This is a genomic window from Acinetobacter sp. AS23 (genome assembly GCF_023612055.1).
Lineage (GTDB): Bacteria > Pseudomonadota > Gammaproteobacteria > Pseudomonadales > Moraxellaceae > Acinetobacter > Acinetobacter oleivorans.
Genome location: NZ_CP082274.1, coordinates 2,790,527 through 2,806,256 on the forward strand (window position 1 = coordinate 2,790,527; position 15,730 = coordinate 2,806,256).

General features: G+C 37.8%; 14 protein-coding genes. 5 read left to right on the forward strand and 9 right to left on the reverse strand.

The window, feature by feature from the left end; genetic code table 11:
- Positions 1-23 precede the first annotated feature (23 nt).
- The 3 genes from K6I41_RS13170 to gap form a co-directional block, all read right to left on the reverse strand.
- The gene (locus K6I41_RS13170; RefSeq protein ID WP_003652693.1) at positions 24-1,190 is read right to left on the reverse strand and encodes an ATP phosphoribosyltransferase regulatory subunit; all 1,167 of its coding nucleotides are present in this window, start codon (positions 1,188-1,190) and stop codon (positions 24-26) included.
- A gap of 183 nt (positions 1,191-1,373) precedes the next feature.
- Complete coding sequence (locus tag K6I41_RS13175; protein ID WP_250374524.1) at positions 1,374-2,462, reverse strand: hypothetical protein; 1,089 nt, start codon at positions 2,460-2,462, stop codon at positions 1,374-1,376.
- A gap of 164 nt (positions 2,463-2,626) precedes the next feature.
- Complete coding sequence (gap, locus tag K6I41_RS13180) at positions 2,627-3,646, reverse strand: type I glyceraldehyde-3-phosphate dehydrogenase (protein WP_250374525.1); 1,020 nt, start codon at positions 3,644-3,646, stop codon at positions 2,627-2,629.
- 270 nt (positions 3,647-3,916) lie between these two features.
- On the opposite strand from gap, the gene alaS reads away from it, so the two are divergent.
- From alaS to csrA, 3 genes are all read left to right on the forward strand, one after another.
- The gene (gene alaS / locus K6I41_RS13185) at positions 3,917-6,553 is read left to right on the forward strand and encodes an alanine--tRNA ligase (RefSeq protein WP_174759245.1); all 2,637 of its coding nucleotides are present in this window, start codon (positions 3,917-3,919) and stop codon (positions 6,551-6,553) included.
- A gap of 65 nt (positions 6,554-6,618) precedes the next feature.
- Positions 6,619-7,899 carry an aspartate kinase gene (locus tag K6I41_RS13190; protein ID WP_004793772.1) on the forward strand — a complete coding sequence of 427 codons (1,281 nt, stop codon included), beginning with the start codon at positions 6,619-6,621 and terminating at the stop codon, positions 7,897-7,899.
- 245 nt (positions 7,900-8,144) lie between these two features.
- Complete coding sequence (gene csrA, locus K6I41_RS13195) at positions 8,145-8,399, forward strand: carbon storage regulator CsrA (RefSeq protein ID WP_004793773.1); 255 nt, start codon at positions 8,145-8,147, stop codon at positions 8,397-8,399.
- Positions 8,400-8,466: 67 nt separating this feature from the next.
- Here the strand turns inward: csrA and rnhB are convergent, their stop codons facing one another.
- Positions 8,467-9,033 (reverse strand): ribonuclease HII, encoded by a 567-nt coding sequence (rnhB, locus tag K6I41_RS13200; RefSeq protein ID WP_250374526.1) that lies wholly within the window; start codon positions 9,031-9,033, stop codon positions 8,467-8,469.
- A gap of 70 nt (positions 9,034-9,103) precedes the next feature.
- Positions 9,104-9,493 carry a hypothetical protein gene (locus tag K6I41_RS13205; RefSeq protein ID WP_004793775.1) on the reverse strand — a complete coding sequence of 130 codons (390 nt, stop codon included), beginning with the start codon at positions 9,491-9,493 and terminating at the stop codon, positions 9,104-9,106.
- A gap of 237 nt (positions 9,494-9,730) precedes the next feature.
- Here K6I41_RS13205 and K6I41_RS13210 point away from each other — a divergent pair, with 237 nt between their 5' ends.
- Positions 9,731-10,288: a cytochrome b gene (locus tag K6I41_RS13210; protein ID WP_192455778.1), complete on the forward strand. Its 558-nt coding sequence runs from the start codon at positions 9,731-9,733 to the stop codon at positions 10,286-10,288.
- A 44-nt stretch (positions 10,289-10,332) separates the two neighbouring features.
- On the opposite strand, the gene K6I41_RS13215 is transcribed toward K6I41_RS13210, so the two are convergent.
- From K6I41_RS13215 to K6I41_RS13225, 3 genes are all read right to left on the reverse strand, one after another.
- Positions 10,333-11,331 (reverse strand): adenosine deaminase, encoded by a 999-nt coding sequence (locus K6I41_RS13215; RefSeq protein WP_192455779.1) that lies wholly within the window; start codon positions 11,329-11,331, stop codon positions 10,333-10,335.
- A 116-nt stretch (positions 11,332-11,447) separates the two neighbouring features.
- Positions 11,448-12,767, reverse strand: a complete 1,320-nt coding sequence (locus K6I41_RS13220; RefSeq protein WP_004793782.1) for an NCS2 family permease — start codon at positions 12,765-12,767, stop codon at positions 11,448-11,450.
- Between the two features lie 320 nt (positions 12,768-13,087).
- Positions 13,088-13,315 (reverse strand): hypothetical protein, encoded by a 228-nt coding sequence (locus tag K6I41_RS13225; RefSeq protein WP_013198505.1) that lies wholly within the window; start codon positions 13,313-13,315, stop codon positions 13,088-13,090.
- A gap of 572 nt (positions 13,316-13,887) precedes the next feature.
- Here K6I41_RS13225 and K6I41_RS13230 point away from each other — a divergent pair.
- Entirely contained in the window at positions 13,888-14,610 is a 723-nt protein-coding gene (locus K6I41_RS13230) for a pirin family protein (protein ID WP_250374527.1), read from the forward strand.
- 77 nt (positions 14,611-14,687) lie between these two features.
- Here K6I41_RS13230 and K6I41_RS13235 read toward each other — a convergent pair whose 3' ends face one another.
- A complete protein-coding gene (locus K6I41_RS13235) occupies positions 14,688-15,308 on the reverse strand; it encodes a TetR/AcrR family transcriptional regulator (protein ID WP_002163161.1) in 621 nt (206 codons plus the stop codon).
- Positions 15,309-15,730 lie beyond the last annotated feature (422 nt).

Below are 15,730 nucleotides of genomic sequence, written 5' to 3' on the forward strand. Positions count from 1 at the left end.
CAGTAAAAACTTACCGTTGGCGTTTAAATCTTTTCAATATTCCATTGACCATTTTGCGCCACGAGTTGATGGGTCGCGTATGGAATAGAACTTAAATCATCATTACCTAACAATTGAACGACACGTAAACCTTGAGCGCGTGCATTCGAAATTGCTGAGAGTAAATCTTGTTCTGAGCCTTTTGGAGCAACAACAGTTTCTATTTCGGCGAACTGATTTGCACCTAAGGCATATAAATCGCAACTGAAGCCAGTAGCAGGACGTGCACGACCAAAGTGCTCACCAATACCATCGTAACGACCACCCTGCGCTAACGGCGCAGCACGGTTCGGCGCATAGACTGCATACATTAAGCCAGTGTGATAGTGATAACTACGTAGCTCTACAACATCAATACCGATATTGAGATTTGGCCAACGACCTTTAATTTGTTCAAGTGTCGTCTTTAGTGCATCTAATGCTGACTTAAATTCAGCATCTTGCAAAATATTGGCACTTAAATTCGTCTGCAATGCTTCTAAATCACTAGAATAACGACCAAGCGCATAGAAATCAGAACCCATATTGAGGCTTTGAGTAAACTCTGCTAACTCTGGCAATGCTTTTCTTTGATAAAGATCAGACAGTTCATGTTCTTCATTTTTTGACAGGCCAGCATACTTCACTAGACTGCGGAACAAACCTACATGGCCCAAATCTAAATGCGCGCCTTGTAAGGTATAGATGTTCTCAATCAATCCCAGCATAACATCGACCATTTCGACATCAGCTTCGATACTATCGTGGCCATATAACTCTGCACCCAATTGCAAAGGTGCACGTGTGGCATTGAAATTTTGTGGTTTAGTATGTAATACAGTCCCTGAATAACAGTAACGTGCAACACCTTCAACTGGTCTTACATGTGCATCAATACGTGCAACTTGTGGCGTCATATCAGCACGAACACCGAGTAAACGGCCTGAGAGCTGATCAATAACCTTAAAAGTTACTAAATCCAAGTCTTGATTTGATTCTGATAATGAAGACAACGATTCGATGTATTCGATAAATGGTGTATATACCAATTGATAACCTCGCACCGCGAGGAAATCTAAAGCTTCACGGCGAAGTTTTTCAATGACTTGTGCCTGTTCCGGCAATACATCTGCTACCCCGTCAGGCAGCAACCATGTCTCTGAAATGGTCATATTTCAAGCCTAAAATCTGATCAACGTGGAACGACCCCACATAAAAAAATCGGGAACACACCCGATTTCTCTTAGTGTAGCATGATACTTTCTGCCATGCACCTGACAATTTGCATAAATCTTTCTTAATAAACTCTAAAGTCAAAAAGAAGTTTTAAACAATTAATAATAATATTCAATATCTTACTCTGCTTCGTTTATATCATAGACAAAAGTTCTTCGACCAAAGAAAGGGCCAATAACTGAACTATCACCTTGTTTCCAGTTAACCAAATTTAGCTTTTGAATAGCTTGAACTGCCTGAGTATTAAAAGCAAAGCAACCTTTTTCAAGATTTGCGATTTTTAACTTTTGTCTGAAAGCAATTAATGAATGCACATCATTAAGCGGGTTATCTTCTACAAAATAAAGGTGAGACTTCTCATACGCCAAACTTTTATCGGCATCCCATAAACTGCTTGATACAAATTCCATAGAAGCAGACTGATCATTATTATTACCTGCTACACTTTGAGTATCACCAGTTTCTAAGTTTTCTAAAACAGTTAAGTTATAGCCGTACCACTGCGAGTTTAGAAGCCTAAAATACTTTTTATCTAGACCTAGGTTATTATATCTTTCGATGATTGACTGCTTTTTCTCACTAAACGCGGGATTGGCATAAAAACTAGATATATATGAAATATAAGATTGATTCCATTGAGTCTCTTTTAAACGATAACAATAACTATTCTTTGGAAACGAAACATTCTTATAGTTTTGGTAAAATTCAATTAAATTTTTATCAAGCTGATTATGAAGTCCCGTTTCTAAATTTATATTTTCTTTATAGCCTGGCAATACACGATCAAAGATATTTTCACCATCTAACTTCACAATTTCAAACTTTAAATTTTGTTTCAAATCAGGAGTTAGCTCATAAGTCCAACTACCAGGTGTTAACCTTTTCACAATATTAGTTTGTAACGTCCCTTTATTTAAAATTTTCTTTTCAGTTAAAACCTCAGTTTCTAACGGCTGGTTATGTGACTTTGCAAAAAATATTTCATTATTTTTAATTGGATATTGAGTAATTTCAAAAAAATCAGTATAGATACCTGAAGAAATATCAGAAGATTGATAATAAACTTGGTAAATTTCGTCTTCTTTTTCTAAATTATTTTCAGCTTGACCATTGATATTTTGATCTGAGCTTTCACCACCACAAGCAGTTAAAATAATAGTAGATGTAAAAATTAAAAAAACACTTATTCTTTTTGAATTAAATTTCATATGAACTCTATAATTAAAATTTTAATGTTTGCGAATCATACAAATAGATATAATTTTACACAACACTAATATTTATAATTTTCATTATTTTTAACTTTTTATACTTCAAATTAATAATTATAAAAGGATGTTTATTTAACATCCTTTATTACTTCAATTCAATTTTAGAAAGAATCGCACAAATCTAATAATCGATTTGCATAGCCCCATTCATTATCGTACCAAGCAAATACTTTAGCTTGATGCCCCACAACCATAGTTTGAGTTAAATCAACGATGAGTGAATAAGGTGAATGGTTAAAATCACTGGAAACTAACGGCTCATCCGTTACTGCCATAATTTCCGCATAGTCTGTTTGAGATGCTTTAATTAGCAATTCATTAATATGATGCACAGTAATTGGAGATTGCGCGATAAAAGTTAAGTCAATTGCAGCTACATTAATAGTAGGTACCCGAATTGAATAACCGTCTATACGGTCTTCCATTTTAGGCATAACACGTTTTAATGCACCGAGTGCACTAGACGTGGTCGGAATAATATTTTGTCCTGAAGCTCTAGCGCGGCGCAAATCACGATGTGCGTGGTCGAGTACAGATTGGTCTGCCGTTACTGCATGAATTTCAGTCATAAGCGCTGTTTCAATACCAAAAGCATCATCAATGATTTTTACCAATGGAACCAAAGCCTGCGTAGTACATGAAACGCTTGATATGATCTGATCAGTCACTTTGACTTCATGATGGTTCACACCATAAACAATGGCTGCATCGACATGATCAAAAGGCGCTGCCCCAATAATCACCCGCTTCGCCCCTGCTTGTAGATGACGCGTTGCATCAGAGTGAGAACGGAACAGTCCTGTACACTCAAGCACCACATCAACATCTAAACTAGACCATGGTAAAAGTTCAGGTTGTTTCTGCTTTAAAACCTCAACTTTTAGGGTTCGTTGATTTGACTGAATATTCAAAAAAACTTTTTCATTTTCAATGAAAATTTCCACATTTCCATTGAAGCGGCCATGTGTTGAGTCATATTTAAATAAATGCACTAATGTTTGCACATCAGCTATGTCGTTAATCGCCACGATTTCAAATTGAAATTGTTTTGAGCTCTCAAACCAGGCACGTAAAACATTACGTCCAATTCGGCCAAACCCATTAATGGCGATACGTTGCATGACCTATCCTTATCTACAAAACTACAGGCTAAAGAAGGCATATAGTAAAGCACGTCACGCCCAATTGAATATAGATTTTTAGCCAAATCACAGTTTTGTAAGATATTCCTTTTAAAATCGTTGGTTCGGTGGGGTTTTTCCGCTACAATTTAGCGTTTTTAAAAAATAAGCCCCGTATCACATGCTAAGGTTTGGCATAAAACAAACAGGCATTGATACATTTAGCCAAATTCGAAAATATGGAGTGACTTGGTTGTGAGTACTCGTTTAATGACATCTGCTGAAATTCGTGAAGCATTTTTGCGCTATTTTGAGACGCAAGGGCATACACGTGTCGCGTCGAGTTCTCTTGTTCCTGCCAACGACCCAACTTTATTATTTACAAATGCTGGGATGAACCAGTTTAAAGACTGCTTCTTAGGTCTTGAAAAACGTGACTATGTACGTGCAACTACATCACAAAAATGTGTACGTGCTGGTGGTAAACACAATGATTTAGACAACGTTGGTTACACTGCTCGTCACCATACATTCTTTGAAATGTTAGGTAATTTCTCATTTGGTGATTATTTCAAGCGTGATGCACTTAAATTCGCTTGGGAATTTTTGACTAGCGATGAATGGTTAGCTCTCCCTAAAGACCGTTTATATGCGACCGTTTATCACACCGATGATGAAGCTTATGACATCTGGAATAAAGAAATTGGTTTAGCGCCTGAACGTATTATCCGTATTGGTGATAATAAAGGCGAAAAATACGCATCTGATAACTTCTGGGCAATGGGTGACACAGGTCCATGTGGTCCATGTTCTGAAATCTTCTTTGACCATGGCGATCACATTTGGGGTGGTTTACCAGGCACACCTGAAGAAGATGGCGACCGTTTCATTGAAATCTGGAACAACGTTTTCATGCAGTTCAACCGTACTGCTGATGGCGTGCTTCACCCTCTCCCTGCTCCATCTGTTGATACAGGTATGGGCTTAGAACGTATTTCTGCTGTATTGCAACATGTTAATTCAAACTACGACATTGACCTGTTCCAACACTTATTAAAAGCTGCTGCAAACATTATTGGTATTGAAGACGAAGGTCAGCCTTCTTTACGTGTTGTTGCAGACCATGCGCGTTCATGCTGTTTCTTAATTGCTGATGGTGTTAACCCAAGCAATGAAGGTCGCGGTTATGTACTACGCCGTATTATCCGCCGCGCTGTGCGTCACGGTAATAAGCTTGGTGCAACTGGTACGTTCTTCTACAAAATGTTGCAACCTTTAATCGAAGTTATGGGTGAGGCTTATCCTGAACTCGCAGCTCGTAAAGATGTGATTGAAGCAACTTTAGTTCGTGAAGAAGAACAGTTTGCAAAAACACTTGAGCAAGGTTTAAAACTACTTGAAGGTGAACTTGCTCAGTTAAAAGACAAGACTATTCCTGGGGCGACAGTCTTCAAACTTTACGACACTTACGGCTTCCCAACAGACTTAACTGCTGATATTGCACGTGAACGTGACTTTATTATTGACGAAGCTGGTTTTGAAGTAGAAATGGCTGCTCAGCGTCAACGTGCTCGTGATGCTGGTAAATTCGCTATTGACTATAACAGCATTGTACAAGTTGAAGGCGAAACCCAGTTTGATGGTTACATCAACACCACTGGTCAAGGCCAAATTGTAGCGATCTATAAAGATGGCGTACAAGTTGATGAAGTTTCTGAAGGCGACGAAGCACTTATCGTTTTAAACCAGACTCCTTTCTATGCAGAAAGTGGTGGTCAGATTGGTGACACAGGTATCTTCAAAAACGAAACTGGTATTTTTGAAGTTCAAGATACTAAGAAATCAGGCGGTGCCTTTGTTCATCAAGGTATTGTGACTGTTGGTAACCTTAAAGCTGATCAAAACGTTGAAGCAATTGTTAAAGCAGATATTCGTGAAGCTACTGCACGCAACCACTCGGCAACTCACCTATTACATGCTGCTCTACGTCAAATCTTAGGTTCACACGTACAACAAAAAGGTTCTTTAGTTGCAAGTGATATCTTACGTTTTGACTTTGCTAACGATCAACCTGTAACTTTTGAACAGTTACAACAGGTTGAGCGTTTAGTTAATGCAGAAATTATTGCAAATACAGCTGTAACCACTGAACTCCTTGACATTGAAGCGGCAAAAGCAAAAGGCGCAATGATGTTGTTCGGTGAAAAATACGGTAACGAAGTTCGTGTTCTCGCTATGGGTTCAGTGATTGATGAGAAAAACTTCTCAATTGAACTTTGTGGTGGTATTCACGTTAAGCGTACAGGTGATATTGGTTTATTTAAAATCACTTCTGAAGGCGGTGTAGCTGCTGGTGTACGTCGTATTGAAGCAGTGACTGGTACTAAAGCTTTAGAAGTAGTACAAAAAACTGATTCAGATATCCAGCACATTAATGGCTTATTAAAAGCACAGAAAGACCAAACTGTTGAGCGTGTACAGGCTAATGTAGAACTTGTTTCTGCATTACAAAAGCAGATTGAACAGCTCAATCAGAAATTGGCAAACTTCCAAGCGTCAGAATTGATTGATCAGGTACAAACGATTTCTGGTCGTCAAACGCTTATTACCACTGTTCAAGGTGTAGACGCGAAATCACTTCGCAACTTGCACGACAGTGTTAAATCAAAATTAGAGAATGCAGTTATTGTGTTAGCTGGCGTAGAGGGTGACAAAGTTAGCCTACTTGCTTCAGTTGCATCACAATACACTGCAAATCTAAAAGCAGGTGACATCATCAAACATCTAGCAACCGAGTTAGGTGGTAAAGGTGGTGGTAAACCTGACTTAGCACAAGGTGGCGCGCCACTTAACGAGAAGTTTGGACAAGTTATTGCTGCATTACCTGCATGGCTTGAACAAAAATAAGACTTCACTTTTTGTGTAACTGACCCTGAAAAGCCTCTCAGGGTCATGGCTTATATGGAAAAACTATGGCATTAATCGTTCAAAAATATGGCGGTACTTCTATGGGTACCCCCGAGCGCATTTTAAATGTTGCTCGTCGTGTTAAGCGTTGGCATGATCACGGTCACAAGGTTGTTGTGGTTGTATCTGCAATGAGTGGTGAAACAAACCGCTTACTTGCTCTCGCTAAAGCCATTACCGAAACACCTGACCCACGCGAGTTAGACCAAATGGTTTCAACCGGTGAACAGGTGACGATTTCCATGTTAGCTATGGCACTTAATTCGATTGGTGTGGAAGCTAAATCCTATACCGGACGTCAAGTCGGTATTAAAACTGACAGTGCATTTACCAAGGCGCGTATTGAGTCTATTGATACAGATGTCATGACCAATGACCTAGATGCAGGCCGTGTTATTGTTGTTGCAGGTTTCCAAGGCTTTGACGCTAACGGAAATATCACAACACTAGGCCGCGGTGGTTCAGATACTTCTGGTGTTGCTCTTGCTGCTGCCCTAAAAGCAGATGAATGCCAAATTTACACTGATGTAGATGGCGTTTACACCACTGACCCGCGTGTTGCTCCTAAAGCTAAAAAAATCGACCGTATTTCTTTTGAAGAAATGCTAGAAATGGCTTCATTAGGTTCAAAAGTTTTACAAATTCGCTCAGTAGAATTTGCCGGGAAATATCAAGTTCCTTTACGTGTATTATCAAGTTTTGATAATGATAACGACGGCGCGTTTGACGAAGAATTTAAAGAAAATGTAGGTACACTCATTACGACTGAGGCGGAAGATACTATGGAACAGCCAATTATTGCAGGTATTGCTTTTAACCGTGACGAAGCAAAATTAACGATTTTAGGTGTACCTGATGAACCAGGTATTGCTTCTAAAATTTTATCACCAGTAAGTGATGCCAATATTGAAGTCGACATGATAGTGCAAAATGTTGAAGAAGATGGCACAACAGATTTCACTTTCACTGTAAACCGTGTTGATTTAGCGAAAGCTGAAAAAATCTTAAATGAAACTGCCAAAAATATTGGCGCACGTGAAGTTTCAACACGTGATGACATCGTTAAAGTGTCTATCGTAGGTGTAGGTATGCGTTCACATGCAGGCGTAGCGAGCAAGATGTTCACTGCCCTAGCTGACGAAGGCATCAACATTCTTATGATTTCAACTTCTGAAATTAAAGTTTCTGTCATTATTGACGAGAAATATCTTGAACTTGCTGTTCGTTGTCTACATACCGCTTTTGGTTTAGATCGTGAACATGGTGAAAGCAGCGCCCGCGCTTAATTTTACCAAACGGTCAATAATTCATTAAAAAATGTTTACTTGTCCGACAATAATCAAAGAAAACACAGAGCCGCTATAGTTTTTTTTATAGCGGCTCTGTTATATTAAACGGAAAGTTTTTTGGCAGTGATTATCAAAATATGACTTTGTTCTCATATTTCTGTTAGAATCTGACTGAAAACTGAGGTTGAGCTTTTATTTGGGTACCAATATTGCAGTTTTAAGCGTTTAGCAAGGAGATAAACATGCTGATTCTGACCCGCCGTGTCGGGGAAACATTAATGATTGGGGATCAAGTCAGTGTTACTGTGCTTGGCGTCAAAGGAAACCAAGTTCGTATTGGTGTGAATGCACCAAAAGAGGTTTCTGTTCATCGCGAAGAAATTTATCAACGTATTCAACATGAACGTGCAATGCATGAACACCTTCAACATCTTGATCAAGATTATCAAGTTTCTTTTGAAGATGATAATTATGCACAGAAAAACTTCAATCGTTAATATGAAGTTATTCTCTCCCTAATTAAAGCGACTTTCTAGTCGCTTTAAATTTTTTAGGACTTTGTATTTATAGGCCTAGAGCACGTTTAACAGGAGCATAGCTACGGCGGTGCTGATCGATTACCCCATGCGCTGCAATCGCTTCAAAATGCGCTTTAGTTGGGTATCCTTTATGTTTGGCAAAACCAAATAATGGATATTGCTGATCTAATTCCTCCATTTGTCGGTCACGTGTAACCTTTGCCAGAATACTCGCAGCACTGATCTCTGGATGACTCGCATCTCCCCCAACAATAGCTTCACAAGGAATAATGATTCCTTTTGGAATTTGATTCCCGTCTACAATCACTTTTTGTGGTTGAGCTTTTAAACCATCAACTGCGCGCTGCATGGCCAAAAAAGTCGCTTGTAAAATATTTAATTCATCGATTTCAGCATGCGTTGCTTCTGCAATTGACCAAGCTAAGGCTTTTTCTTGTATTTCAATAAACAACTTTTCACGTTTCTTTTCAGTTAATTTTTTAGAATCATTTAATCCCTCAATTGGATTATTCGGATCTAAAATAACAGCCGCTGCCACAACGGAACCTACTAATGGGCCACGTCCCGCCTCATCTACACCAGCAATAAACATTTACTCTTCACCTTTAAACAAAAGAGGCTGATCAATAGTAATCAGCCTTCTTTAATACAAAAATCATTAATTACTTTTGTAAAGCTTCTGCCACACACTCATTTACAGTTTTTGAAACCACTTGGTTTACAATTGTAGCACGTGCATTTACATCAAATGCAGCCGCTGCCAATTCTACTGCCGTTACACTATTTGGTGCCTTTTCGCTCACACAACCACAAACATTAGTTTGAATGCTATCACGTTGCTCAGCAGTCATAAGCTTTGTTGCTGTTTTCCAAGCGGCAACATTATTAATCTCTGTAATACATTTCGCATTTACAGCAACTTTTAATGCAGCAACACCCAACTGCTGAGTTGTTGTTTGTGCAGAAGTAGCCCCTGTACCCGTACCTGTAGTCGTTGCACACGCTGTTAAAGCTAAAACAACTGGCGCTAGAGCGAGCATCAATTTTTTCATCATTTTTTCCTTTGATTGAACGTTGGCAGCGCGTATTGTGCCTAAACTCGACTTTAGAAGAAACAAATAATTTGATGCATTTATGCAATCTTTTTTCCCCAGCATAACTCAGCTCATCAAATGCATTTTTCCTTAAACGTTCTGTTTTTAGCACGCTCTGTTACATTTAAAACATTTCTCAAAATCAGTGCTTTCTCATAAAATTGAAAATCAAAACGACAAAAAAATAGGTTTTTTATGCCTGCTGTTTCATCTCAGTATTACACCCGTACCGCACAAATCCTGCATTGGGTGATGGCAATCATTTTCATCGCAGCATGGGCTATTGGTTTCTATAGTGGAAATTTTTTAAGTTATGACGTTGATGGCTCTTTTAAAGGCGATGTCATTACGCTGCACAAAAATATTGCGACCACCATTATCTTTTTGGTGATTATCCGGATTTTATGGCGCTACACACACCCAGCTCCAAAATTGCCTGACAGCATGTCTCCAATGATGAAAACTCTGGCTCACATTGGTCATCTATTGCTTTATGTGATTTTGGTGGCTTTACCTGTCACGGGTTGTTTATTTAGCTGGAGCGCGGGTCACCCTGCCCCTGTTTTATATTTATTTGAAATTCCGCGTTTAGTACAAGATAACCCAGAGCTTTTAGCTGTTGTTAAACCATTACACGTTTATATTTCTTGGTTTGCAGGCTTGCTTATTGTTGGGCATGTGCTTGCAGCTTTAAAACATCACTTTGTTGATAAAGACAATATTTTAAATAGTATGACCAAACAACCTAAATAAAACGTATGTATAAAAAAACCGCCTGAGATAGGCGGTTTTTTTATTTAGATTTTTTGGATTGCTGCAATCCACTTTTGTTTTTCTTCATCTGAAATGAAAGAGGCTTCAAAAGAGTTAATTGCGAGTTGCTTCAACTCATCATTGTTTAAGTCTAAAGCTTGTTGGATAGCAAAGAAATTATCATTCATATATCCACCGAAATATGAAGGATCGTCTGAGTTAACCGTTACGTGTACGCCTTTTTGCAATAGACGACGGATATTATGATCTTTCATATCCTTAACAACACATAGCTTTAAGTTACTTAAAGGGCAAACAGTTAAAGGCATTTTTTCGTTAATTAAACGCGCCATTAATTGTTCGTCTTCTTCAGAACGTACACCATGATCAATACGGTTCACTTTGAGTAGATCTAAAGCTTCCCATACATATTCAGGTGGACCTTCTTCACCAGCGTGAGCAACGATTAAGAAGCCTTCTTCACGCGCCTTAGCAAAAACACGTTCAAATTTAGCTGGTGGATGCCCTACTTCACTTGAATCGAGGCCGACTGCAATAATGTCTTGTTTAAATGGTAAAGCTTGTTCGAGTGTTTCAAATGCAGCTTCTTCACTTAAATGACGTAAGAAACACATAATCAGTTGAGAGCTGATACCAAACTTAGCTTTAGCATCTGCACACGCACGCTTTAAACCGCTAATCACTGTTGAAAACGCAACACCACGGTCAGTGTGGGTTTGCGGATCGAAGAACATTTCTGTATGAACGACATGATCTTCAGCGCATTTCTCAAAATAAGCCCATGCTAAATCATAAAAGTCTTGTTCATGTACAAGGACATTCGCACCAGCATAGTAAATATCTAAAAATGATTGAAGATTATGAAAGTTATAAGCTTGCTTTACTTCTTCAACAGATTTGTAAGGAATCTGAATCTGATTGCGCTGGGCAATTGCAAACATTAATTCAGGTTCAAAAGTCCCTTCAATATGCACATGCAATTCGGCTTTTGGTAAGGCGCGAATCAGCTCGACTTGATTCATATTAACTCCACATCTAAAGAAAAAAGGGTGTGGTCAAAATCACACCCTTCTATAACTTTCTTCTTATTAGAAACTACAACTAAGATAGCTCAAGAAGAAAATTATAAAAAATCATATTAACCGCCAAATGCGATAAATTTAAATACCCAAAGCGCAGCAATAATCCATACCATGTACGGTACAGTTTTTGCCTTACCCGTGAATAATTTAACTAATGCATAGCTAATAAAGCCCATTGCAATACCATCAGCAATTGAATAGGTAAATGGCATAAATACAATAGTTAAAAAGGCTGGAACAGCTTCAGTAATATCATCCCAATCGATATGAGTGATACCTTGAATCATCAACACACCAATGAACAATAAAGCTGGCGCCGTTGCAAAACCTGGTACAGATTGAGCAAGAGGTGCTAAAAATAAACAGCAGATAAATAGGACAGCAACCACAACAGCAGTTAAACCAGTACGTCCACCCGCTGCTACACCTGAAGCTGATTCAATATATGGCGTAGTTGAAGATGTACCTAATGCAGCACCAGCAACAATTGCAGTAGAGTCTGCAAATAATGCTTTCTTCAAACGAGGTAATTTACCGTCTTGTAAAAGACCCGCACGGTGTGAAACACCAACTAAAGTACCCGTACTGTCAAATAAATCGACAATAAAGAATACAAAGATGACGCCGACCATACTTGCTGTAAATAGACCTTTAAAGTCCATTTGCATGAAGGTTGGTGCAATTGAAGGGATTTGACCCACTACACCTTTAAATTCGTTTAGACCTAAAGCAGTAGCAATGCCTGTAACGACTAAAATACTAATAATGATTGCACCGCGAATCTTCAACTGGTGTAAAACTACAATCATTAAAAATCCGAATAGTGCTAATAATACTGTAGGCTGTTTGATATCACCTAAACCGACTAATGTCGCTTGGTTATCAACAATGATTCCAGCATTTTTTAGTGCAATCAGTGCTAGGAATAAACCAATACCCCCACCGATTGCAAACTTAAGTGACATCGGAATCGCATTGACAATCGCTTCACGAATTTTAAAGAAGCTAATTGCAAGAAAAACAAGGCCTGAAACAAAAACAGCCGCTAAAGCTGTTTGCCATGGCACGCCCATCCCCATACAAACCGAGTAGGTAAAGTAAGCGTTTAAACCCATACCAGGGGCCAGTGCGATTGGATAATTTGCAATGATCCCCATTACTAAACATCCGATTGCTGCTGCCAAACAGGTCGCAACGAATACGGCACCATGATCCATGCCGGTTTCAGATAAAATGAGTGGATTGACAATAATGATGTAACACATCGTTAGGAATGTAGTTACACCAGCAAGAACTTCAGTTCGGAAAGTGGTTTTATTGTCGCTTAACTTAAATAAACGCTCTAACCAGCCTGCCGAAGAATTGGGCGCCGCCATAAGTAGCCTCTATGCAAAATCTGAACTGTGGAATATTTACGTCTATGTAGGTCGCTGAACAATATTGTTTTTCTGTTCAGCCCTATAAACAAGAATCTCAAACTTATGAAGCAACAAATATGCCACTCATTTGATTTCTACTTCTTACATAGGAAATAGCCACAGCCCCTCTTGAAACACAAAAAAGCTGCATAACCCCTATGCAGCTTTTTTACTATACGTTAAATAAGTTTAACAGATTCAACAGAAACATGATCAAAATTTATGAAAAGATATGACCAATGACAAAGTAAAATTCAGAAATTTATCATTCAATATTTTTAGAAAATAATTCTTTTCTCACTTATATATCCTTGCAAATTATAAGAAGCCAAATTGCTGTGGTGAGCATGATTAGGATTGCGTTCGATACTTTGTAAATTTTGTTCTGCTTCTTGAATGATCCGCATTAGCTCTTGATGTCTTTTATTTTGAGTATCTAAATAGGCCCAATATCCCAATACAAAGACGATACCCACGCACAACACTATTAATACTTTATTGATCATTATTATTATCTCTATGTTTTTAATGTTAATGATCTTAACAAAAAATTATAGCTTTGTGAATATTTTCACATTTATTTACAATAACACAATCTCACTCAAACTATTGAAAAGAAAGGTGATTTTAAATTCATCATTTCAATAAGTGATAAATACAAAACATTTCCATTGAAAAGTAACTTTATTTCAAAACAGTTTAGGTTTAGTTATTTTTAATATTAGCTTTTTATTCATTTTCATTATTAAGTTCTTTTAAATACACAGGGTAGACTAATGTGTATATCGCATGAAATATCTCTAAATTTTCTACCAATTAAATAGGATAAAAAGATTCATTTTTCTTTCAATTGTTTTATTTAAAAGTGTTTGGCGATCTCGCTATTTCTCGATTTTCATCTTTAGCTTTAAAAATAAAATTTCAGTTTTAACCCAAAGAGCCCTTTTTCTTAGCTAAAAAATAATTTTCATTTAATCGTTCTAAAAATCGTACCAAGCTTTCCATTTTCAGTGCTTTATTACGATAAACGCTACGATAAACTACGCTCAGATAGAAAATTAAATCAGGAGAATACATCATGTTTGATATGCGTTTATCTCACGAGCGTGGTGCAGCACATCATGGTTGGTTACAATCAAAACATAGCTTTTCATTCGCTAACTATTGGGATCCTAAACAAGTTGGTTTTTCTGATCTACTTGTAATTAATGATGATAACGTTGCTCCATCTAAAGGCTTTGGTACTCACCCTCACCGCAATATGGAAATTATTTCCTATGTGCTCGAAGGTGCATTAGAGCATAAAGACTCAATGGGTACAGGTTCTGTGATTGTGCCGGGTGACATTCAGCTCATGAGTGCAGGTCGTGGCGTTGCCCATAGTGAATTTAACCATTCAGCTCATGAAGGCGTTCATTTTTTACAAATTTGGGTTGTTCCAAATGAAGTGAATACAGATCCAGACTATCAACAAGTTCATATTGATGAAGCAGACAAACGCGGTAAATTGCATTTGATCATCTCACCGAAAGGTGGCGAGAAAACTTTATCGATCAAACAAGACATTAATATTTACTCAGGTCTTTTTGATGGTGAAGAAACTGCTGAATTTGTAATTCCTGAGGGTCGATATGTTTACCTACACGTTGCTAAAGGTCGTGTTGATGTAAATGGTAAAACATTTAACACTGGCGATGCTGCACGTATTCGTGAAGGCGGAAGTTTATCGTTTACCAATGGTGATAACGCCGAAATTTTGATTTTCGATATGCGTCCTGAAGAAGTTCCAACCATGCCATAATGCAACTAAGCCCTCGCATAAAATTTATGCGAGGGCTTTTTTATTGTTGATCGGACTTATAAAAAATCTATCTCTGCTCAATGCTCTTCTGAACGTGCCATCTCTGTATTGATATAGCTCATAATCATCGTGGTTAGCCCCTGCACCATTTCATCAAAACTAATATAAGGGTTTGGCAAAATAAGATGCCGTGCGACATTAAAAATTCCGCTATTAATACAAATGTAGGTAATTACAGGCAAATTATTGATTTTTAGGTATTTGGGATTGTGCATCATATATTTCATGATCACCTCCATTAAAGCCTGTTCAATTTTTGGGATGTATTTGTCGTACTGCAATTCCCCTGCATAGCGCAAAACAGTCAAATAGCGGTCATTATTTTTCTTTAATAAATCACTAAAAGTATAAAAAATCATTTCAATGACAGGCTCTAACTCCAACTGTAAAATCGTCGGTGTAAGCTCTGTAATCATGTCCAGAATTTCCCGAACAAAAAAGTGATTCATCGCATCATAAATTTCTTCTTTATTTTTAAAATATTCGTATAAAGACCCGACACTCACCCCTGCAATCTCTGCAATATGGCGTGTTGTAGTGCCACTCGGTCCGTGAAGTGCCACTGCAATAAAACCTGCTTCAATAATCGTGTCGACAGTGACTTTGGCTCGAGTTTGACGAGGTTTTCGCGTAGTCATACGATCTAATCAATAATCCGAACATAAAGTCAGATTAGCATGTAATTTGGCTTAGAAGAAATATAAAAACAAAATCCGAATAGTTGTCAAACTTAGTAAAAAGAAATGAGAAAAACATGCCCTAAGCTATGAGTGAAACTGTGTTTTTAAGTGACCACCGCAATAGCTAAAATTTAAATTAATTTATTATTTTTCAATTATATAAAATCATTTAATCTAAAATTTTTATTGCAGAATGGGTCTATAAAATACTTTGATATTTTTAAAAATTTACCCGAATTGAATCCGAACATAAAGTCAGATTAATATGAAAAAATTAAAGAAGAGTCACTAAATAGTTTGTCTATCTCTACTCTTCTTTCCGTTATTCAGCCAAATAATCAAACAAATAACGGAGCAACAACACCGTAGTCAATGCAGAG

Coding starts and splice junctions, on each gene's coding strand:
- K6I41_RS13170 (WP_003652693.1), bottom strand. CDS start 1,190: ATGACCATTTCAGAGACATGGTTGCTGCCTGACGGGGTAGCAGATGTA.
- csrA (WP_004793773.1), top strand. CDS start 8,145: ATGCTGATTCTGACCCGCCGTGTCGGGGAAACATTAATGATTGGGGAT.
- gap (WP_250374525.1), bottom strand. CDS start 3,646: ATGCAACGTATCGCCATTAATGGGTTTGGCCGAATTGGACGTAATGTT.
- K6I41_RS13190 (WP_004793772.1), top strand. CDS start 6,619: ATGGCATTAATCGTTCAAAAATATGGCGGTACTTCTATGGGTACCCCC.
- K6I41_RS13210 (WP_192455778.1), top strand. CDS start 9,731: ATGCCTGCTGTTTCATCTCAGTATTACACCCGTACCGCACAAATCCTG.
- K6I41_RS13225 (WP_013198505.1), bottom strand. CDS start 13,315: ATGATCAATAAAGTATTAATAGTGTTGTGCGTGGGTATCGTCTTTGTA.
- K6I41_RS13235 (WP_002163161.1), bottom strand. CDS start 15,308: ATGACTACGCGAAAACCTCGTCAAACTCGAGCCAAAGTCACTGTCGAC.
- K6I41_RS13220 (WP_004793782.1), bottom strand. CDS start 12,767: ATGGCGGCGCCCAATTCTTCGGCAGGCTGGTTAGAGCGTTTATTTAAG.
- K6I41_RS13230 (WP_250374527.1), top strand. CDS start 13,888: ATGTTTGATATGCGTTTATCTCACGAGCGTGGTGCAGCACATCATGGT.
- rnhB (WP_250374526.1), bottom strand. CDS start 9,033: ATGTTTATTGCTGGTGTAGATGAGGCGGGACGTGGCCCATTAGTAGGT.
- K6I41_RS13175 (WP_250374524.1), bottom strand. CDS start 2,462: ATGAAATTTAATTCAAAAAGAATAAGTGTTTTTTTAATTTTTACATCT.
- K6I41_RS13205 (WP_004793775.1), bottom strand. CDS start 9,493: ATGAAAAAATTGATGCTCGCTCTAGCGCCAGTTGTTTTAGCTTTAACA.
- alaS (WP_174759245.1), top strand. CDS start 3,917: ATGACATCTGCTGAAATTCGTGAAGCATTTTTGCGCTATTTTGAGACG.
- K6I41_RS13215 (WP_192455779.1), bottom strand. CDS start 11,331: ATGAATCAAGTCGAGCTGATTCGCGCCTTACCAAAAGCCGAATTGCAT.